The sequence below is a fragment of the Pseudomonas sp. FJ2-5-13 genome (genome assembly GCF_029201605.1).
GTDB classification, from domain to species: domain Bacteria; phylum Pseudomonadota; class Gammaproteobacteria; order Pseudomonadales; family Pseudomonadaceae; genus Aquipseudomonas; species Aquipseudomonas lactis.
Genome location: NZ_CP104045.1, coordinates 698062 through 718409, shown reverse-complemented (window position 1 = coordinate 718409; position 20348 = coordinate 698062). Strand labels below are relative to the sequence as shown.

Here is a 20348-nt window from a genome sequence, read left to right as displayed (position 1 = left end):
ACTACCGAAGGGATTTCGCCGTGCGCTGGCTCAGGATCGCCATAGGTTTCACAATCAGTCTGCTGACTTTGCTCTGCTTGCTACCGGCCCAGGCCGCCGCGCAAGGCAGTGGCTGGGCGGTATTGCTTGATGAACAGGCCGACCTGCAACTGAGCGACATCCGTTCCTCCCGCTACACCAATCAATTCAGCCCCATCGAACTGGACCGCATCACTGCCGCGCAGCCGGACGGTGCGTTGTGGGTGCGTTTCAGGTTGCAGCCTGGCAAGCACGAACAAGTGCTGCGGGTGTTCGCCCCGGACCTGTCCAGCCTGAGCCTGTACGTGCTGGACGGCGACACCCTGGTGGAGCAACAAATCACCGGCACTCGCCAACCCCAGGCTGAGCGTCCGTTGCCCAGCAGCGACTTCATGTTACCGATGCCCCAGAGCCAACAGCCTCTGGAGGTGTACCTGCGGCTGGTTTCGGAACACGAACTGCGCCCTTACATCACCCTGGAACCTGCGGTACTGGCCGCCGCCAACCAGAACCAGACGCTGATCTACGGCCTGCTGTTCGGCGTGCTGTCGATGTTGATCCTGCACAACCTCACGCGCTTCGCCTACCACCGCTCGCGCAGCAGCCTGTGGCTGGCCGCGTGCGAGTTCCTGTTGATGCTCAGCCTGGCGCTGCTACTCAACCTAGTGGGGCCGTGGCTGCCGAACTGGCACGCGATCCAGACCCCTGGCGCCTACCTGGCCCTGCTGCTGACCGCGCCCTGCGGGCTGATGTTTGCCTACCGCTTCTTCATGCCCCTGGGCCCGCATCCGCTGAATAAGGTGTTGATGGCTGACATCCTGCTGATCATCCTGTGTGGCCTGCTGCTGTTGTTCGTCAATACCTTGCCGTTGAACATCATCACCTATGCCCTGGTCGCGCTGGCGGGCCTGAGCATGCTGTTTGTCTCGGCCTATCACTGGCAAAAAGGCTACCGCCCGGCGCGCTTGTTCGTGGCGGCCATGGTGGTGTTCAACATCGGCACGCTGATCATCCTGCCCGCGCTGCTCGGCCTCACCCTGGTGGCGCCACAAGGCCTGATCGTCACCCTGCTGAGCTTTATCTGCCTCAGCGGCCTGCTGATGAGCCTGGCCCTCGGCGAGCGCCAGCGCGCCATTGTTGAAACCCGCTTCAGCCTCAGCCGCGACCTGGCGGCCAGCAACGCCGAAATCGCCGCCAAGGCCGAGTTCCTGGCGAAGATCAGCCACGAAATTCGCACCCCCATGAACGGTGTGCTGGGCATGACCGAGTTGCTGCTGGGTACGCCGTTGTCGGTTAAGCAACGCGACTATGTGCAGACCATCCACAGCGCCGGTAATGAGTTGCTCACCCTGATCAACGAGATTCTCGACATTTCCAAGCTCGAATCCGGCCAGATCGAACTCGATGATGTGCAGTTCGATCTCAATGCATTGATCGACGACTGCCTGAGCATCTTCCGCGCCAAGGCCGAGCAACAGAATGTCGAGCTGATCAGCTTTATTCAGCCCCAGGTGCCACGGGTGATCAGCGGTGACCCGACGCGGCTGCGCCAGGCGTTGCTGAGCCTTTTGGAAAACGCCCTGCACAAAACCGATGAAGGCGAAGTGCTGATCGTTGTCGCCCTGGATGAGCGCAGCACCAAGCCACGCCTGCGTATTGCCGTGCAAGACAGCGGAATCCCCATGGAAGCCGCCGAACGCGACGCCTTGCTGCACAGCGAACTGCACAGCAAAAACTTCCTCTCGGCGACGCGCTTGAGTGGCCACCTGGGCCTGGTCATCGCCCGCCAACTGATCCTGTTGATGAACGGCGAGTTCGGCGTCAAGAGCGGCAGTCACCAGGGCAGCACCCTGTGGCTTACCCTGCCCCTGGACCCTGAACGCCTGGAGCACCCGACCAGCGACCTCGACGGCCCGCTCAAGGACGCCCGCGTGCTGGTGGTGGACGACAACGACACCTGCCGCAAAGTGCTGGTGCAGCAATGCACGGCCTGGGGCCTGAACGTCAGCGCCGCGCCTTCGGGCAAGGAGGCCCTGGCGCTGCTGCGCACCAAGGCGCACCTGCGTGATTACTTCGATGTGGTGCTGCTGGACCAGAACATGCCCGGCATGACCGGCATGCAACTGGCGGCGAAGATCAAGGAAGACCCGAGCCTGAACCACGACATCCTGCTGATCATGCTCACGGGCATCAGTAACGCGCCGAGCAAGATCATTGCGCGCAACTGCGGGATCAAGCGCATCCTCGCCAAACCGGTGGCGGGCTATACCCTCAAGACCACCCTGGCCGATGAACTGACCCAGCGCAGCAAAGGCGCCCTCGTTGCCCGCCCGGCCCCCAGCGCGCCGGTAGCCATCACCGTACCCAGTGATTTCCGCATCCTGGTGGCCGAAGACAACAGCATCTCCACCAAAGTGATTCGCGGCATGCTCGGCAAGCTCAACCTCAACCCGGACACCGCCAGCAACGGCGAAGAAGCGCTGCAAGCGATGAAAGCCCAGCGCTATGACCTGGTATTGATGGACTGCGAGATGCCGATCCTCGATGGTTTCTCTGCCACGCAGCAACTGCGGGCGTGGGAAGTCAGCCACCAACGCGTGCGCACGCCGGTGGTGGCGCTCACGGCGCACATTCTCTCGGAACACAAAGAACGCGCACGCCAGGCAGGCATGGACGGGCATATGGCCAAGCCGGTGGAGCTGTCGCAACTGCGCGAGCTGGTGGACTACTGGGTGGCGCAGCGCCAACAGCGCCCGGAACACGCCCCATCCTGAACCTGAAATACCATCCCCTGTGGGAGCTGGCTTGCCTGCGATAGCCATAGGTATCTACACAACTCGGTAGCGCTCAACGGTAACCACGATGCGAAGCGAGCCGCCCTTGATCTTGATCTGCTCTTGATCTTGATCTTAAGCGCCCCGTTAAACCACGCTGGCCGGAATTCGACAGGGATTTGGGGGGTAAACCGGCAGGGATGCCGGTTTAGCCGCCCCGCGCCATGGATGGCGCGTGGCGGCGGCCCCCCAAATCACTGGCGGATTACGGGCACACCGAGCCTAGGCGAGGTGCCGAGTGGTGGGGCAAGAGCCCTTTTGGTTACTTTTGGGGCTCTTTTCCAAAAGTGACCCGCTGTCAGAGCGGAACCCTAAGTGGCCGCTACCTAAATAACGGATATGTACCCGGTCCAACTGTGTTGCCTGTCAGGCCGTCTTCGCAGGCAAGCCAGCTCCCACATTTGGATGGCGGTGCATCAGCTAGATCAGCGTCGACTGTCAGGCCATCACGGGAGCAAGCTCCCTCGCCACAGGGTCAGCGTCTCGCCGAAGTTGTGTAGATACCTATGCTGCGATAGAGATGTATCAGTCACTGATGTGTTAACTGACCCACCGCTATCGCAGGCCAGCTCCCACATTTGATCTCTGTCAGATAGACTCCTCCCCACTTCCCCCGCCCGCGAGCCGCCCCCATGCTCCACGTGTTATTCAGCGTTTACCTGAAGATGCTGGTGCTCTACAGCCCGTTCTTTGTGCTGTCCTGCTTTATCAGCCTGACCCGTGGCTATTCCAGCAAGGAGCGTCGGCGCCTGGCGTGGAAAGTCGCACTGGCCACTCTGGTATCGAGCGTGCTGCTCTACCTGTTTGGCCGGGTGATTTTCAGTGTGTTCGGCATTACCGTCGACGCGTTCCGCATCGGCGCCGGCAGCGTGTTGTTTATCTCCGCCCTGGGCATGGCCCAAGGCAAGTCGGCGGTGCAGACCGACAACGTGCAGCAGGACGTGACCATCGTGCCGCTGACCATCCCCCTCACCGTCGGCCCCGGCACCATCGGCGCCTTGCTGGTGATGGGCGTCAGCCAACCGCACTGGGATGACAAGCTCACCGCCATCCTCAGTATTGCCCTGGCCAGCCTGACGGTGGGCGTGGTGCTGTACCTGTCCAACCGTATCGAACGCATTCTCGGCGACCAGGGCTTGCAGATTGTCAGCCGCTTGATGGGCCTGTTCGTCTGCGCCCTGGCCGCGCAAATCATTTTTACCGGGGTACGCGGCTACCTGGTGCCCTAGATCCGGTATTTGGCGATCGCCATTTCGACTTTGTCACCGGCGCTTTCGCGCATCAGCTGGATGGTTTTCTCGTTGACCATCGAGGTATTGAGCACAAGGCAAGTCTGCCCGCTGAAGGCCTCGAACGAGGAGCTGTCCCACTCCAGGAACGGCAGGCCCATCTGTTTATCCACACCATGGGTGCTGTAGGTCACCAGCACCATGATCAATTCGCCGTCTGTTTCAGCGCAGGAGGCCAGGCCGAAATCGCCGCCCTCGCGCACCGCGCAATTGCGCTTGAACAGCTCGAAAGACGCTGGCTGACGCTTCAATGCGTCCAGCGCATCGGCGGCCAGTTTTGGCAATGCACTGAGCAACGGCCCGGACAGCGCCGTCGACGTCAGCATCGAGGCGATGATATTCAGCGCCGCCAGTTGCACGGTCAGGCCCTTGCCCGCACGCGAGACCCGCTCAAAGCGACTGCGCAGCGGCAGCCAGCCCAGGCTGACCATGACCTTGATAAATTCCTCGTACCACGCCTCGCTACCCCGTTGGACGTTCAGCACATCGCTCACATAACTGCTGGCCAGCAAATAGCTTTTGCGCACGTATTCCCGGTTCAACGCCGATAACCCTTCGGCAAACGAAATCACCCCGTTGTTGACCACGGCCGCATTGCAATCATCTTCGCGATCCAACGCGCAAATGGCCTGCCGTGCAGGGGCGCCCGGCAATTTGTAGGCGGCAATCAACTTGCGCCTTTTTTTGCTGTTGATCCTTCTGTGACGTCGCTCCATTTTCTGTTCTCCACAAGCACCCCACATGGGGCTTGTCTCCACCCTAGTCCAGGGAGCTGCTCGCTTTCCATGCGACAAACATCCCTTGGCCTGCCCCGCCCAAAACCAGCGCCCAGCAATAACAAGGCGCGGCGGGCAGGTATGCGGTTTTCTACGCAAAAAAAAGAAAAAGCCCCGAACAACGCCAGGGGAATCCCTGGGTTATTCGGAGCTTTCCGGCAGCCAACGGGGCTGTTTTCAGGAGTTGGGTTTGTCGCCATACCAACGTGGCGTGTACACCCACTCGCCCCCACCGGCGCGCGGGAACACACAGGTGGTGGATGAACCGATCAGCACCATGGTGCGCATGTCCACCTGCTCGGGGGTCAGTTGCCCCAAGGTGGTGACGCGCAGCGTCTGGCCTGGACGACCGATGTCACGGCCCAGCACCACCGGCGTCAGTGGCGTGCGATGCAGCGCGACGATCTCCAGGGCACGCCCCAGTTGCCAAGGCCGGGAGCGCGAGATCGGGTTGTAGAACGCCAAGGCCAGGTCGGCCTGGGAAGCCAGGTCCAGGCGTTTTTCGATGATCGACCAGGGCTTGAGGTTATCCGACAGCGACATCACACAGAAGTCATGCCCCAGCGGCGCGCCCGCCTGGGCGGCGGTGGCCAGCGAGGCGGACACCCCCGGCAGGATTTCCAGGTCGACCTGGTGCCAGGCCGGCTCACTGGACTCGTGCAGCGCTTCAATCACTGCCGCAGCCATGGCGAATACGCCAGGGTCGCCGGACGACACCACCACCACCGAACGCCCTTGCGCAGCCAACTCGAAAGCGTGGCGGGCGCGCTGCATTTCTTCGCGGTTGTCGGTGCAGTGTTGCACTTGGTCGTCCCGGAACGGCCCGGCCATGCGCACGTAGGTTTCATACCCCAAAACATCGGTGCAACGCGCCAGTTCCGCCTTCACCGCCGGCACCATCAGTTCAGCGGCGCCGGGGCCCAGGCCGATCACCGCCAGACGCCCGCGCGGGCGCCCCACCAGTGACAGGTCCAAGGGCTGCTCGGCCACGGTAATGCTGATATCTGCAACGGGTGTCAGCGCGGCAAAACGCAGCGGTACGCCCAGAGCCGACGCGGCTTCATGCAAGGACGCGTCAGCCATCTGCAGGTCGCTGGCCAGCAGGCAGGCCAGGGACTGCACGGCCACACCCGCCTCCTGCAACGCTGTGCGCACACGCTCGGCCAACTGTGCACCCGGCCGGCAAGTGACATAGATATTCTGCGGGTAAATCAGCAACTCGTTGGCTGCCGGTGTGCGCTCGGCACTGCCTACATGGATCGCCAGGCGCGCTTGTTGATCCTGAGGCAGGTTAGCCTCCTCCAGCCATGGCGCCGCACCTTCGATACGCACGCTTTCGCCGGCCAGGAGGTCGGAGACAAAGCGTTTGCCCAACTCGATATCGGCCAATTGATAGCCCGCCGGCGGGTTGAGCAGGCAGGTGCCAAAACGCAGCTCGCCACTGGTGGTGATTGCCGCGGATACGCCCAGTGCCGCGGCGATATCCCGTGCCATCACATTCACACCGCCCAGGCCACCGAGCAACGGCACCACGGCGCTGCCGTCTTCGGCCACGGCCAGCACGGCGGGTTCTTCGCCCTTTTCCAGCAGCAACGGCGCCAGGGTGCGGATCACAATGCCCGCGGCGCACAGGGCAATCAGTGGTGTGCCCTGCTGATAGAGCTGACGCAAGGTCGCACCGAATTCGCTGTAGGTACGGTCTGCACCTTCAACCCGAGTGACCAGGCCGTGGATCAACGCGCCGGGGTAAACCTGCTGGAGCTTGCGCGCAGTCGCCAGGCTGCCCTGGCCCAGAATCACAATCGCCGGGGTCATCAACCTTGCCACCGTTCACCGGGCACGATGATCAGCGAGAAATACGGCGAAGACATCGGCTCCACCTGGTCCAGCGGCACAATCTTCTGGTTGGCCATGGTCGCACGCTCCACATACAGCGCCCGCTCGGCCAGACCCAACTCCTCCAACACCTGGCGCACCTTCGGGAAGTTGCGCCCCAGCTTCATGATCACGGCGGCATCGGCATCCGCCAGGCGGCGCTTGAGGTCCTCATGGGGCAATACGCCGGAGAGCACCGACAAGCTCTGGTTGCGGTACACCAACGGCGCGCCAAGTACCGAGGCGCCACCGAGCATCGAACACACGCCTGGAATCACCTCGGCGTCGTAGCGCTCGGCCAGGCGGTCATGCAGGTACATGTAGGAGCCGTAGAAGAACGGGTCACCTTCGCAGATCACCGCCACGTCCCGGCCTGCGTCCAGGTGCGCAGCCACGTCGAGGCTGGCGTTGTCGTAAAAGTCGCTGATCACCTGCTCGTAGGACAGCGGCGCCGGCAGCACTTCGGTGGTCACCGGGTACACCAGCGGCATCAGGGTCTGTTGCGGTACCAGATGGTCTTCGATGATGCCGAAGGCATTGCCCTTCTTGCCCTTGGCCACGAAGTACGCCACCACCGGCGATTCACGCAGCAGGCGCAAAGCTTTGAGGGTAATCAGTTCCGGGTCACCGGGGCCGACGCCCAGGCCGATCAAACGTCCGCGCACCTGCATTATTCGACCTCCGTGGCCAGGGCATTGACGGCGGCGGCCGCCATGGCACTGCCACCCAGGCGGCCTTGCATGATCACGAACGGCACCCCACGGCTGTCAGCGGCGAGCATCGCCTTGGATTCAGCGGCGCCAACAAAACCCACCGGAAAACCGAGGATCAACGCCGGTTTCGGCGCGCCGGCGTCGAGCATTTCCAGCAGGTAGAACAAGGCGGTCGGTGCGTTGCCGATCACCACCACGCTGCCTTCCAGATGCGGGCGCCACAGCTCAAGGGCAGCGGCGGAACGGGTGTTGCCCAGCTCCCGCGCCAACTCCGGCACGCTGTCGTCGCGCAGGGTGCAGATCACTTCGTTATTGGCCGGCAGGCGTGCGCGGGTCACACCTTCGGACACCATCCGCGCATCGCACAGAATCGGCGCACCAGCGGCCAACGCGTCACGCCCTGCCTTGCCGGCACCTTCGGAAAATTGCAGGCCGTCGATGGCCTCGACCATGCCGCACGCATGAATCACCCGCACCGCGAGTTTTTCCAAATCAGCCGGGATGCGGTCCAGGTTGGCTTCCGCGCGAATAATGGCGAAGGAGTTGCGATAGATCTCCTGACCGTCGCGGATGTAATCAATCATCGGTGTTGCTCCGTGGACGAGCGCGCAACAGGGCGCCCGCCGCTTCAATGGAAAGAGTGCGCGCGTGCAGCCGGCCAAAACCTGGCTGGGCTGCATCGCGAAAATAGAGGTCGTAGTGGCCGGGGCTCACCGCCAGCAAAGTGACGGGCGCGGTGTGCGCGGCGGCGCAGGAGCGCGGGCAGCCGGACAGGTGCACCTCGATGCCCGGTTGCAGAGCGGCCAGTTGCACGGCGTCGGCCTTGGTGTGGGCCTGGCCTTTGGCGCAGCCGCTGGAACCGGTGCAGGCAATCATGCGCGCCAGCGGGTGGCCGAGGGAGCAGATAAAGCCCAGTTGCGCCAGGCGTTCGGTCACGGCGTGAGGCTTTTCGACGTTGGGCACCAGCACGCCTTGCCAGGGGGTGAAGCGCAAGGTGCCGTCCCCAAAGTCGCTGGCCAGTTGTGCGGCGCCCTTGAGCATCGTTGGGTCCAGGCGGCCCAGGGGCGCGAGGGCGGCAACGTAGAACTGATTCTTTTGCGCTTGTGGATAAGTGCCCACCTGCAGCGAGGCGTCGCTGGGCGGGCGTGTGAAGCCGTCGAATGGCAGCAATGGCACACGCAAATGGCTCAGCACGTTATCCACAGGCAAATGGCGCATACGCGTTTGCTCAGGGGTGGCGAGGTCCAGAAAGGCTTCCAGCACAGCCACTACCAACTCAAGCCCTTGGCTCAATGGCACGGCGGCCAGGGGCGCATCCAGACCCGGACAGCCGGCCAGGCCGAACGCGAGCAGGGTTTCGCCATGGCGTACGAAGGCCGACAACCACAGATCGTGGTGATGTTCGAGCATCGCCAGGTCTTCGCCGCCATCGAGTTGCACCGCGAACTTGGCCGACAGTTGATGGAAACGCGGATGGTTTTCCAGGGTGGCGAGGATCTGCGCGGCCAGCGGGCGGGTGTCGAACAGCATCTGCGGGTCGATGCCGGCGCTGGGGCTGAGCATCAGATTGCGCACATCGTCACCGCCCGCGTTGCTGGGCCCCAGGCCCGCCGCCAGCAGCCGGGCGATCAACGCTTCCTGCTCGGCGCCGATGCCGCGAATCTGCAAGTTGGCGCGGTTGGTCGCCTCAATCACCCCGCCCGCATAGGCCTGGGCCGCGTCTGCCACGGCGTGGGCCTGGGCGGCGGTGATCGCGCCACCCGCCAATTTGACCCGGCAAATGCCGCCGTCCAACGCCTGGACAATACGCAGCAACCCCGGACAAGCCGAGGGGCGCAAGGTATTCACAGCGGGCGTTGGGTTCACGGGGCTACCGGTTGACGGGTAAAGGCGCGGTATTATGCCTGCTTTGTCCGGCGGCATGAAAAGCCTGCCCGTCGGATGTCGTTCAAGGAATTGATATGTCGCCCTGGCTGACGGTTGTAGGCATCGGTGAAGACGGCTTCAAAGGCCTGGGCAGGAATGCCCGGCATGCCTTGCTGCGCGCCACGCGGATTATAGGTGCTCAGCGCCAGTTGGACCTGCTGCCGCTGTGTCTGGGTGGCGAGCGCCAGCTATGGCCGAGCCCGTTTTCTCTGGAGCCGGTGTTGTCGCGGCGTGGGGAGCCTGTGTGCGTCCTGGCCAGTGGCGACCCGATGTTCTATGGCGTCGGCGCCAGCCTGGTCCGGCACGTGGCGGCTGAGGAGTTGACGATTTTGCCCGCGCCCTCGTCGGTATCCCTGGCGGCGGCACGCTTGGGCTGGCCGTTGCAGGAGGTGGTGACATTGTCGGTGGTGGCGCGGCCCTTGGCGGCGATCAACGCACACCTGGCCAGTGGCGTGCGCTTGTTGGTATTGAGCAATGACGGCAGCAGCCCCGCCTTGATTGCCGCGTTGTTGACCGAGCGCGGCTTTGGCCCCAGCCGCATCCGTGTGTTTGAACACTTGGGCGGCCCGGCTGAACGGCGCATCGACGGGCACGCGCAAGCCTGGGAGCACGCTGCGGTTGCCGATTTGAACCTGGTCGCCATCGACTGCCTGGCGGATGCCAACGCACCGCGCCTCTCGCGTCTTGCCGGCTTGCCGGACTCGGCCTTCAAACACGACGGCCAACTGACCAAACGCGATGTCCGCGCCATGACCCTCGCCCGCCTCGCGCCCATGCCGGGCGAACTATTATGGGACGTGGGCGCGGGCAGTGGCTCCATCGGTATTGAATGGATGCGCACCCATCCCAGCTGTCGCGCCTTGGCGATTGAAGCCGACACCGGCCGCCAAGGCCTGATCGAACACAACCGCGACGCCCTCGGCGTGCCCGGCCTGCAACTGGTGCGCGGCAAGGCGCCGGCTGCTTTGCTCGGCCTGGAAGCACCGCACGCCATCTTCATCGGCGGCGGTGTCACCCGCGACGGCGTGCTCGACACCTGCTGGCAACACCTGCGCCCCGGCGGGCGGTTGGTTGCCAATGCCGTGACCCTGCAAAGCGAAATGACCTTGATGAACTGGCGCGCCCAACATGGCGGCGAACTGACCCGCATCCATGTGGCCCAGGCGCAGCCCTTGGGCGAGTTCGATACCTGGCGCCAGGCACTGCCGATCACGTTGCTGGACGTGGTCAAACCGTTATGAAAAGGATTCTTTTACTGGGCGGCGTCACCGAAGCGCTGGCCATCGCCCGCACCTTGGGGCCGCAGCATATCTACAGCCTGGCCGGCGTGGGCCGCGTACCAACCGACCTCACCTGCCAGGTTCGCGTCGGGGGTTACGGAGGCGCTGAAGGGTTAGCGCAGTTTATTCGTGACGAACGTATCAGCCTGATCCTTGACGCCACCCATCCGTATGCAGCGCAGATCAGCCAAAACGCGGCCCAGGCGTCGCGATTGAGCGATGTGCCTTGCTGGGCATTACGCCGCCCGGCCTGGCAGCCGCAGCCGGGGGACGATTGGCGCGAGGTCGCTGACTGGGCGGAGTTGGTCGAAGCGCTCAAACCCTTCAAGCGCCCGCTGTTCACCTTGGGTCGCGAACCCTTGCAGCACCTCGACGAAATCCCCGCCGAGCAGTTCTGGACCTTGCGCGCGCTGGATGTGTATCCGGGCAATGAGCGCTGTGAAGTGATCGGCGCACGCGGGCCGTTCCTCATCGAGGACGAGCGGGCGTTATTCCAAGAACGGCGAATTGATGTGCTGATCAGCAAGAACAGCGGCAGCACCGCCACCGAGCCGAAGCTGGAAGTGGCGCGTGAGCGTGGGGTGCCGGTGCTGGTGTTGATGCGGCCGGTGTTGGCTCAAGTAGACAGGGAATTCCTGTCGTCTGAAGAAACACTCAGCGCGTTGGCAAACTTCACTCGATGAGTCAGGATCGCTCGCTTGCTTGATTAGTAACCTATTTGTTACCTTCAGGACGGCTAATGATTGAGATCGAAGAATACCAACGCGACAACGATTCCAGTCCGTTCGATGAGTGGTTTTCATCCTTGAGTGTCCCAGCGGCAACTCGAGTTTCAACCGCTTTAGTTCGGCTTGAAACAGGCAACACCAGCAACATCAAGTGGTTCGATGGGCTAGGCGAATACCGTATCGACTGGGGACCCGGCTTGCGAATCTATTTGATACGAGAAGGACATCGATTAATCATCCTGTTCGGTGGTGGTGATAAGTCCAGTCAAAAGCGCGATATCAAGGTCGTAAAGTCGCTGATTAATGAGTATCAGCGTGACAAGAAATTGAAACAAAAGAGGTGACCAGCATGGCGCTTACCCGTAGCTACAAACACACCATCGCTGAACGTGCCCAGCGAGACCCTGCATTCGCCCAGGCGCTTCTCGACGAGGCCGCTACGCTATTTCTCAATGGCGAGCCGGAAATATCTCGCGTGATCCTGCGTGATTTAGTCAACGCCACAGTAGGCTTTGAAGGCCTTGCGAAACAAACCGCCAAACCTAGCAAAAGCCTGCACCGAATGCTTTCGGCCAGCGGCAACCCCAGCATGGATAACCTTGCGGCGATTTTTGCCGTGATTAGAAAAGCCCTGGGTGTCGATATGCAGGTCCACGGCGTACCCGCCGCATAATTTGCAATATCAACCAGCATGAATGCACAGCAACGTCAGCGGTGCTACAGGCAATCAGCATTCTTTAAACGCCACAATCTCATGTGGGAGGGGGCTCGCTCCCGATTGCAGTAGCGCAGCCAACAAATCAGCAACTGACACACTGCTATCGGGAGCAAGCCCCCTCCCACATTTGTACTGTGTTGCTAGCGGCTTGCGGCTGCCCCCGGCCCGACACCACTGTGCACCCGATCAGCCAGCAACTGCGCCAGCTCGATCAACTGTGCAACACCCAGCAACTCCTCTCGTTTAGGGCCTTCCAGGTCAAAGGCCAAGTCGCAACTCAGCGCATTGGCCGAGGCGAGTGTTTCGCTGAGGTTGACCAACAGATCTTCAGTGCTGATTCCATCGGCCACGGTAAATAGCCGGATGGGGGTATTGAGGGTGTTTTTGTTCATTGTGAAGCTCCTTAACGCAAGGGGAGCTTAATCAATCCGGGCCGCGACGCCCGACCGCTTCGTTTGCAGCGGTGTAAGGAGACTAGAGATGGAGTGTCCTAGGGACAACCTCAAAGCCTTGTAAGACGTTTCTGTTTTCCCCAATGCCTAGCCGAACGGACAGTTGTTTGGCTTTGCGCCTGTCAGCACCATGATTCTTGCGCCATTTGCACGCCATTCCCTTTGCATAAGCCAGTGCCACGACTGCGTTTGAGCCCTCCTGTACGGATAACAAAAATGCTGCCCGCTCTGCTATGCCGTCTTACATCCATCAGAAGTTTAGTGAGAATTACGGTTGGCGAAACACGGAGAAAAAGCAGACGTTAGATGCTGATGGCACGCACCCGAATGCATAAGGTCAACGAAAACCAGGGGTGGTACTAGGATGGAAGCAGTAAACATTGATCGCTTGGTAAAACGCTTGGGACGCACCTACGATGATTTTGTTGCCGAGGGCTTACTTCGTGCCGGGTCAATAAAACCATTATTTGAAAACGGTCAAAACTCCCATTTCATTCATAAACCAGAGCCAGGCGTTGAGCTTTGGTTTTGGGCCGAAACCATGAGATTGGAGCGAATCGTTTTTTGCCTGATTTCACTGGCACAAGGCGAGCCCAAGTATTCCGGTGAACTGCCTGTACCCCTCACCCTCTCAATGAACCAAGACAGCATCCGAAAAACGCTTGGAATGCCACACGAGTCCAAAGGGCCAGTGAAATTACCGTTACCGATTGGAGCTACAGGTGGATGGGATTCCTATCGACTCAGCTTGGAAACCCACTCAAACGCAAGGATTGCCGTGCAATATTTATCCGATAAAACCGTATGTGGTTTAGCGTTCACTTTGGTTGATATGGGCCGCGATTGACCGCGTTGACCACCCTCTTACCAAGCGCACATCAATGAACGCGCAAACGATTGAGCGGGGGGCTGGGCAGGTGGGAGCTGGCTTGCCTGCGATGCAGGCGACTCGGTCTTCCAGTTGGAACGAGGTGATGCTATCGCAGGCAAGCCAGCTCCCACAGTGTTCAGCGTCGCCTGGTGCGCTGCGTCCCTTCTGCAAAATTGGCAAGCGGCCGTTCTCGTCTATCCTCAAACCCACCACTGCGACACCAAACCACACCCGCCCTTTTTACTTATCCCCCTCGATCAGGCTAAATACCCGCCTGATCGTTTAACCCTACGGATTATCCGCCATGGCCCGTCAACGCTTTGCAATTGCCTGGATCGCCTGCCTTGCAGTGCTGTTCAATGCGTTTGCCATGCCGTTGGCCAGTGCGATGCAGCAGACGGATGACCCGATCAAGCGTCTGATGTGGGGCGGGTTCTGTTCGTCCAATGGTGCCAGCCTCAAGGCGATTGCCCTGGGCAAGCTGGAAATCCCGGCGCCGCCTGATGATCACTCGGCTATGCAGCATTGCTGGTGTTGCTCGGGTTCGGCGCCGTTGGTGGCGTTGCCGGGGCATGTGCCGCAGTTGTATGTGACGCGCTTCGAGGCGGTGCAGAGCCTGCCGCCGCGCTTATTGCGCAATCCCACCCCGCGCCAGCAATGGCCAAGCCTTAACCCCCGCGCCTCTCCAACGGTCTGATTTTCTTCGCAAGTGAACTGCGTTTAGAACCGTTCTGGAGAACTGCCATGCTTAAATCTTCCCTGCTTCTGGCTGCGTTGCTGCTGCCGGTGTTCAGTGCTGCCAATGCCGAGGACTACAAGGCCGGCGACTTGGAGGTCAGCAATCCCTGGTCCCAGGAATTGCCGCCGAATGCGCCCACCGTCGCGGCCTATTTTGTGATTCATAACACCGGGGCTACCCCGGATCGCCTGCTCAGCGTTGAAACCAGCGTCGCCGAAAAAGCCGAGCTGCATGAACATGTAATGCAGGGCGACTTGATGAAGATGCAACAAGTGCCCAGCGTCGCCGTACCGGCCAAGGGTGAGCTGACCTTCGCACCGATGGCCTATCACGTGATGTTGCTGGGCCTCAAGGACCGCAGCCTGCTGGCCGATGGCAAGCAATTCCCACTGACCCTGACCTTCGAGAAAGCCGGCAAGGTCCAGGTGCAAGTGTCAGTGCACAAAGCGCCACCGATGGCCGGCCACGAGCATATGCACGCTCAGTAAGCCAACCTCGATGGGCGCCCCTCGCGCCAGGTTGTCTCCCCACTACCGCGTGAAGCGCGGCAGTTGGATCAGCCTGTTCGCCATGCTGATGATCTTTATCGGTCCGCTGATTTCCCAGGCGATGCCGATGGATCATCACGCCGGTATGTCCATGGAAATGCCCATGGAGATGCCGAGCGACCACGGCGACTCCCATCACACCAAAGCCCCCGCCGAACACCACGCACTCTGGGCCAAGTGCGGCTATTGCGACCTGCTATTCAGCTGCCCGGCCCTGCCCGGCAGTGTGTCGTTCGTGGCCCTCGGCACCCCGCCGCCCGCCAACGCCCTCACCCCCGCCACGCGCCTGGGCCATGCCCGGCAGAGCATCTTCCCCGGCGCCCGTAGCCGTGCGCCGCCCATCGTTTCGTAAGCCCTTCACCGCGTTACTTCACCCCGGCCGACTTTAGACAGACAGCCGCAGGCTGCTGGCCGTGTTGTTTACGATTGATTGATGGAATTTGTCATGTCCAGGTTTTCTGCTGACACCCGTTTGGGAAGTACTGCCCTGCTCACCGCGTTATGCGGCGCACTGTTGGCTGCCCACGCTCACGCCGACGAGCATGAGCTGAGCCCCACGGTCATCACCGCTATTGCCCCCAGCTCGCCGCTGACCGTGGTCACCAACCCCAAAGACCCACGCCAACCGGTGCCCGCCAGCGATGGCGGCGACTACCTCAAGACCATCCCCGGCTTCGCCCTGGTGCGCAACGGCGGCACCAATGGCGACCCGGTACTGCGCGGCATGTTCGGCTCGCGCCTGAATATACTCACCAACGGCGGCATGATGCTCGGCGCCTGCCCGGGGCGTATGGATGCCCCCACCTCCTACATATCGCCGGAAACCTACGACAAACTCACCGTAATCAAAGGCCCGCAAACCGTGCTCTGGGGCCCGGGCGCGTCAGCGGGCACCATCCTGTTCGAGCGTGAACCGGAGCAGTTCGGCGAGCTGGGCACGCGGGTCAATGCCAGTGTGCTGGCTGGCTCCAACGGGCGTTTCGACAAGGTCATCGATGCCGCTGCCGGCGGGCCATTGGGCTACGTGCGGGTGATCGGCAACCAGGCCCACGCCGACGATTACAAGGATGGCAACAACGACACGGTCGCCTCGCGCTATGACAAGTGGAACGGTGACGTAGCCGTGGGTTTCACGCCCGACGCCGACACCCTGCTGGAACTCACCGCTGGGCGTGGCGACGGCGAGGCGCGCTACGCCGGGCGCGGCATGGATGGCTCGCAGTTCCTGCGCGAAAGCCTGGGGCTACGCTTCGAGAAATCCAATATCGGCGAGGTGCTGGATAAGGTCGAGGCCCAGGTCTACTACAACTACGCCGATCATGTGATGGACAACTACAGCCTGCGCGTCCCTTCGGGCACCGGAATGATGGCAGGTCCCATGGCGTCCAACGTCGACCGCCGCACCCTCGGCGCACGTATCAAGGCGACCTGGCGCTGGGCCGATGTGCAATTGATCAGCGGCCTGGATGCACAGACCAATGAACACCGTGCACGCAGCGGCATGGGCATCGACACCTATAAGGATGCGCCACGCAACAAGGACGCCAATTTCCACAACTACGGTGTGTTCGGCGAACTGACCTGGTACGCCGCCGACAATGATCGCCTGATCACCGGCGCACGCCTGGACCGCGCCTCGGCCAAAGACTTCCGTCAACGCACCGGCTCGGGAATGATGTCGCACCCGAACCCGACTGCCGGGGACACCCGCGCCGATACATTGCCCTCGGGCTTTGTGCGTTATGAGCACGACCTGGCGGACAGCCCCACCACGCTGTATGCCGGCCTGGGCCACGCGCAACGTTTCCCGGATTACTGGGAACTGTTTTCCCCCAACACCGGCGCGGCCGGTTCGGTGAATGCCTTCGACGGCGTGAAACCGGAGAAAACCACCCAGCTCGACTTCGGTGCCCAATACAAGAGCGCCGACCTGGAAGCCTGGGCCTCGGGCTATGTCGGCCAGGTGCGCGACTTCATCCTGTTCGACTACAGGCCCGGCATGATGGGCACCACCTCCCAGGCGCGCAATGTGGACGCACGCATCATGGGCGGCGAAGTGGGCGCGGCGTACAAGCTGAGCCAACACTGGAAAGCCGACGCCAGCCTGGCCTATGCCTGGGGCAAGAACAGCAGCGACGGCAAGGCCTTGCCCCAAATGCCACCGCTGGACACGCGCCTGGGCCTGACTTACAGCGAAGACGACTGGAGCGCCGGCGCCTTGTGGCGCGTGGTCGCGGCACAAAACCGCATCGACCCGAACAAGGGCAACGTGGTCGGCAAGGACTACGACAAAAGTGGCGGCTTTGGCGTGTTCTCGTTGAATGCGGCATACCGCATCAACAAGCACTTCAAGGTCAGCACCGGGGTCGACAATTTGTTTGGCAAGGCTTACGCCGAGCACTTGAACCTGGCCGGTAACGCAGGCTTCGGTTACCCAGCCAACGACCCGCAGGCCATCAAGGAACCGGGGCGTACGCTCTGGACCAAGGTGGACATGAGCTTCTAAAAGCATTGCAGGCAAGCCAGCCCCCACAGGTGGAATACATTCCAATGTGGGAGCTGGCTTGCCTGCGATGACGGTGTAACAGACCAAGAAAAATCAAAAGCCTTATGCGGAGCACCCGATGACCACACAAAAAATTTCCTTCTACAACCTGGCCTGGCGCTGGCATTTCTACGCCGGGCTCTTCGTCGCCCCCTTCATGGTGCTGCTGGCCCTCACCGGCATCATCTACCTGTTCAAACCCCAACTCGACCCGCTGATGTACGGCCACCTGCTTACCGTGCCCGCCGCCGAACACGCACTGAGCGCCGACGAGCAACTGCAGCGTGCCCAGGCCGCCTACCCCCACGCCGCGATCAGCAAATACCTGCCGCCTGCCGACGCCACGCGCAGCGCGCAGTTCGTGATGCGCAACGACGCCCACGAAGTGACGGTGTTCATCGACCCCTATCGCGGCACCGTCCTCGGTGAGCAAGACGCAAATAACAACCTGCAAGCCATCGTCCGCGCCCTGCACGGCGAACTGATGATCGGCACCGTCGGCGATCGCCTGATCGAACTCGCCGCTGGCTGGGGCGTGATGCTGGTGGTGTCCGGCCTGTACCTGTGGTGGCCGCGGGGCAAGTCTTCGGCCGGGGTGTTGTGGCCGCGCTTCGGTAGCCGTGGCCGCTTGTTCTGGCGCGACCTGCACGCTGTCGCCGGGTTCTGGGGCGCGGCGTTCCTGCTGGTGATGCTGCTCAGCGGCATGACCTGGACCGGCTTCTGGGGCAAGCAATATGCCGACCTGTGGAACACCTTCCCGGCAGCGATGTGGAACAACGTGCCGCAGTCCGACCAGCAGGCCCGTGTACTCAACACGGCCACCCAGCAAACCGTGCCCTGGGCCCTGGAAAACACGCCGATGCCGATGTCCGGCGACCACGCCGAACACATGAATCACGGCGCAATGCACGCAGGCCCGGCTGCACCCACCGTACGCCTGCAACAGGTGGTCGACCTGGCCAACGCGCGCAAGGTCGAGCCCGGCTACAGCATCACCTTCCCCACCACCGCCACCGGTGTGTTCACCGTCGCGGTGTTCGCCGACGACCCGCGCAACGACGCCACCCTGCATGTGGACCAGTACACCGGCAAGGTCCTGGCCGATGTGCGTTGGGATCATTACAACCTGGTCGCACGCGCCACCGAGACCGGCGTGATGCTGCACGAAGGCAAAATGTTCGGCTGGGTCAACCAACTGATCGTGCTGGTGATCTGCCTGATGATCCTGCTCAGTGCGGTCAGTGGCGTGGTGATCTGGTGGAAGCGTCGGCCACAAGGTGGACTGGGCGTGCCGCCGCTGCGTCATGACTTGCCGAAGTGGAAAACCGCGATGGCGATCATGCTCGGGCTTGCGATCATTTTCCCGTTGGTAGGGGCTTCGTTGGTCCTGGTATGGGCGCTGGATCGCTTGCTGCTGTCACGCATTAGCGCAACCGCCTGAAGCATTGTCGCGCAACGCCCTCTTTTGAAGCCTGCCGTGCACTCAACGGCCTGCGTGGCGCCAACCTGGTGCGCCACGGAGCGGCTTTACCTCCCGAACCCGCCGGTAAACCCGTGTCTGGCGTAGCAGGCACAGCCCTTGCAAAGCCCTGTGTATCTGCCCCACAACAATTATCGGTACACGGAGATCGCACCATGAAGCGTCGCAGCTTGATCAAGGCTTTCACTTTGTCGGCATCCATTGCCGCCATGGGTTTGACCTGGACCGTCCAGGCCGCCGAGACCATCAAGGTCGGCATCCTGCACTCGTTGTCCGGGACCATGGCGATTTCCGAAACCTCGCTTAAAGACATGGCGCTGATGACCATCGACGAGATCAACGCCAAAGGCGGGGTGAACGGCAAGATGCTCGAACCGGTGGTGGTGGACCCTGCGTCCAACTGGCCGCTGTTCGCCGAGAAAGGCCGGCAACTGCTGACCCAGGACAAGGTCGCCGTGGTGTTCGGCTGCTGGACCTCGGTGTCGCGTAAGTCGGTGTTGCCGGTGTTTGAAGAACTCAACGGCTTGCTGTTCTACCCGGTGCAGTACGAAGGCGAAGAGATGTCGCCCAACGTGTTCTATACCGGTGCGGCGCCGAACCAGCAGGCGATCCCGGCGGTGGAATACCTGATGAGCGAAGAAGGCGGCAGCGCCAAGCGTTTCTTCCTGCTCGGCACCGACTACGTGTACCCGCGCACCACCAACAAGATCCTGCGCTCATTCCTGCATTCCAAAGGCGTGGCGGATAAAGACATCGAAGAGGTCTACACCCCCTTCGGCCACGCCGATTACCAGACCATCGTTGCCAACATCAAGAAGTTCTCCGCCGGTGGCAAGACCGCGGTGGTCTCCACCGTCAATGGCGACTCCAACGTGCCGTTCTACAAAGAGCTGGCCAACCAAGGCTTGAAAGCCACCGAGGTACCGGTGGTGGCGTTCTCGGTGGGTGAAGAAGAACTGCGTGGCATCGACACCAAGCCGTTGGTGGGCAACCTCGCGGCCTGGAACTACTTCCAGTCGGTGGAGAACCCGGTGAACCAGAAGTTCGTGGCCGACTGGAAAGCCTACGCCAAGAAACACAACCTGCCGGGCGCCGACAAAGCCGTGACCAACGACCCGATGGAAGCCACCTATGTGGGCATCCATATGTGGGCGCAGGCGACGGAAAAAGCCAAGTCCACCGACGTCGACAAAGTGCGTGAAGCCCTGGGCGGCCAGACCTTCGCCGCGCCGTCGGGCTTCACCCTGACCATGGACAAGACCAACCACCACCTGCACAAGCCGGTGATGATCGGTGAGATCCAGGCCGACGGGCAGTTTTCGGTAGTGTGGCAGACCGAAGCGCCGATTCGTGCACAGCCGTGGAGCCCCTACATCCCGGGCAATGACAAAAAGCCGGACTACGCGGTCAAGAGCAACTAAAGCCCAACACAGATCAAATGTGGGAGCGGGCTTGCTCGCGAATGCGGTAAATCAGTGACAAATGTGCTGACTGACACACCGCATTCGCGAGCAAGCCCGCTCCCACAGTTTGACCGCGCATAATCAGGACATTTT

19 protein-coding genes are annotated in these 20348 nt (G+C 61.7%); 13 read left to right on the top strand and 6 right to left on the bottom strand.

What is annotated here, in order from left to right:
* The first annotated feature begins 20 nt into the window (after positions 1-20).
* Together N2A98_RS03095 and N2A98_RS03090 are read left to right on the top strand one after the other, a co-directional pair.
* The gene (locus tag N2A98_RS03095) at positions 21-2792 is read left to right on the top strand and encodes a hybrid sensor histidine kinase/response regulator (protein ID WP_044271090.1); all 2772 of its coding nucleotides are present in this window, start codon (positions 21-23) and stop codon (positions 2790-2792) included.
* A gap of 692 nt (positions 2793-3484) precedes the next feature.
* Positions 3485-4081, top strand: coding sequence for a MarC family protein (locus N2A98_RS03090; protein WP_003171467.1), 597 nt, complete (start codon positions 3485-3487; stop codon positions 4079-4081).
* Here the strand turns inward: N2A98_RS03090 and N2A98_RS03085 are convergent.
* The 5 genes from N2A98_RS03085 to cobG form a co-directional block, all read right to left on the bottom strand.
* Positions 4078-4857 carry a hypothetical protein gene (locus N2A98_RS03085; protein WP_275623007.1) on the bottom strand — a complete coding sequence of 260 codons (780 nt, stop codon included), beginning with the start codon at positions 4855-4857 and terminating at the stop codon, positions 4078-4080. The genes N2A98_RS03090 and N2A98_RS03085 overlap by 4 nt on opposite strands.
* Before the next feature lie 237 nt (positions 4858-5094).
* Positions 5095-6732, bottom strand: a complete 1638-nt coding sequence (cobJ, locus tag N2A98_RS03080) for a precorrin-3B C(17)-methyltransferase (protein ID WP_047712468.1) — start codon at positions 6730-6732, stop codon at positions 5095-5097.
* Positions 6732-7463 (bottom strand): precorrin-2 C(20)-methyltransferase, encoded by a 732-nt coding sequence (locus N2A98_RS03075; RefSeq protein ID WP_032893769.1) that lies wholly within the window; start codon positions 7461-7463, stop codon positions 6732-6734. The genes cobJ and N2A98_RS03075 overlap by 1 nt, the downstream gene beginning before the upstream one ends.
* Positions 7463-8089 (bottom strand): precorrin-8X methylmutase, encoded by a 627-nt coding sequence (locus N2A98_RS03070; RefSeq protein WP_034134789.1) that lies wholly within the window; start codon positions 8087-8089, stop codon positions 7463-7465. Before N2A98_RS03070 ends, N2A98_RS03075 begins: the two co-directional genes overlap by 1 nt.
* Positions 8082-9428, bottom strand: coding sequence for a precorrin-3B synthase (gene cobG, locus N2A98_RS03065; protein WP_275623006.1), 1347 nt, complete (start codon positions 9426-9428; stop codon positions 8082-8084). Before cobG ends, N2A98_RS03070 begins: the two co-directional genes overlap by 8 nt.
* A gap of 38 nt (positions 9429-9466) precedes the next feature.
* Between cobG and N2A98_RS03060 the strand changes: the two genes are divergently transcribed.
* The 4 genes from N2A98_RS03060 to N2A98_RS03045 are packed head-to-tail and all read left to right on the top strand — an operon-like array spanning position 9467 to position 12112.
* Positions 9467-10672 (top strand): bifunctional cobalt-precorrin-7 (C(5))-methyltransferase/cobalt-precorrin-6B (C(15))-methyltransferase, encoded by a 1206-nt coding sequence (locus N2A98_RS03060; protein WP_044271080.1) that lies wholly within the window; start codon positions 9467-9469, stop codon positions 10670-10672.
* The gene (locus N2A98_RS03055) at positions 10669-11394 is read left to right on the top strand and encodes a cobalt-precorrin-6A reductase (RefSeq protein ID WP_275623005.1); all 726 of its coding nucleotides are present in this window, start codon (positions 10669-10671) and stop codon (positions 11392-11394) included. Before N2A98_RS03060 ends, N2A98_RS03055 begins: the two co-directional genes overlap by 4 nt.
* 56 nt (positions 11395-11450) lie before the next feature.
* The gene (locus tag N2A98_RS03050) at positions 11451-11783 is read left to right on the top strand and encodes a type II toxin-antitoxin system RelE/ParE family toxin (protein WP_019818285.1); all 333 of its coding nucleotides are present in this window, start codon (positions 11451-11453) and stop codon (positions 11781-11783) included.
* A 5-nt stretch (positions 11784-11788) separates the two neighbouring features.
* On the top strand, positions 11789-12112 hold the full coding sequence (locus N2A98_RS03045) for a transcriptional regulator (RefSeq protein ID WP_014716718.1): 324 nt from the start codon (positions 11789-11791) through the stop codon (positions 12110-12112).
* Between the two features lie 185 nt (positions 12113-12297).
* Here the strand turns inward: N2A98_RS03045 and N2A98_RS03040 are convergent, their stop codons facing one another.
* Positions 12298-12549: a DUF6124 family protein gene (locus N2A98_RS03040; RefSeq protein ID WP_137205319.1), complete on the bottom strand. Its 252-nt coding sequence runs from the start codon at positions 12547-12549 to the stop codon at positions 12298-12300.
* A gap of 424 nt (positions 12550-12973) precedes the next feature.
* Between N2A98_RS03040 and N2A98_RS03035 the strand changes: the two genes are divergently transcribed.
* From N2A98_RS03035 to urtA, 7 genes are all read left to right on the top strand, one after another.
* On the top strand, positions 12974-13456 hold the full coding sequence (locus N2A98_RS03035) for a DUF6392 family protein (RefSeq protein WP_082628734.1): 483 nt from the start codon (positions 12974-12976) through the stop codon (positions 13454-13456).
* A 328-nt stretch (positions 13457-13784) separates the two neighbouring features.
* On the top strand, positions 13785-14177 hold the full coding sequence (locus tag N2A98_RS03030) for a DUF2946 domain-containing protein (protein WP_003188156.1): 393 nt from the start codon (positions 13785-13787) through the stop codon (positions 14175-14177).
* A 47-nt stretch (positions 14178-14224) separates the two neighbouring features.
* A complete protein-coding gene (locus tag N2A98_RS03025) occupies positions 14225-14707 on the top strand; it encodes a copper chaperone PCu(A)C (protein WP_044271076.1) in 483 nt (160 codons plus the stop codon).
* 10 nt (positions 14708-14717) lie between these two features.
* Positions 14718-15119, top strand: a complete 402-nt coding sequence (locus N2A98_RS03020) for a DUF2946 domain-containing protein (RefSeq protein ID WP_044271073.1) — start codon at positions 14718-14720, stop codon at positions 15117-15119.
* A 93-nt stretch (positions 15120-15212) separates the two neighbouring features.
* A complete protein-coding gene (locus tag N2A98_RS03015; RefSeq protein ID WP_275623004.1) occupies positions 15213-17273 on the top strand; it encodes a TonB-dependent copper receptor in 2061 nt (686 codons plus the stop codon).
* Between the two features lie 118 nt (positions 17274-17391).
* Positions 17392-18753 (top strand): PepSY domain-containing protein, encoded by a 1362-nt coding sequence (locus N2A98_RS03010; protein ID WP_275623003.1) that lies wholly within the window; start codon positions 17392-17394, stop codon positions 18751-18753.
* Between the two features lie 194 nt (positions 18754-18947).
* A complete protein-coding gene (gene urtA, locus N2A98_RS03005; protein WP_275623002.1) occupies positions 18948-20213 on the top strand; it encodes an urea ABC transporter substrate-binding protein in 1266 nt (421 codons plus the stop codon).
* Positions 20214-20348 lie beyond the last annotated feature (135 nt).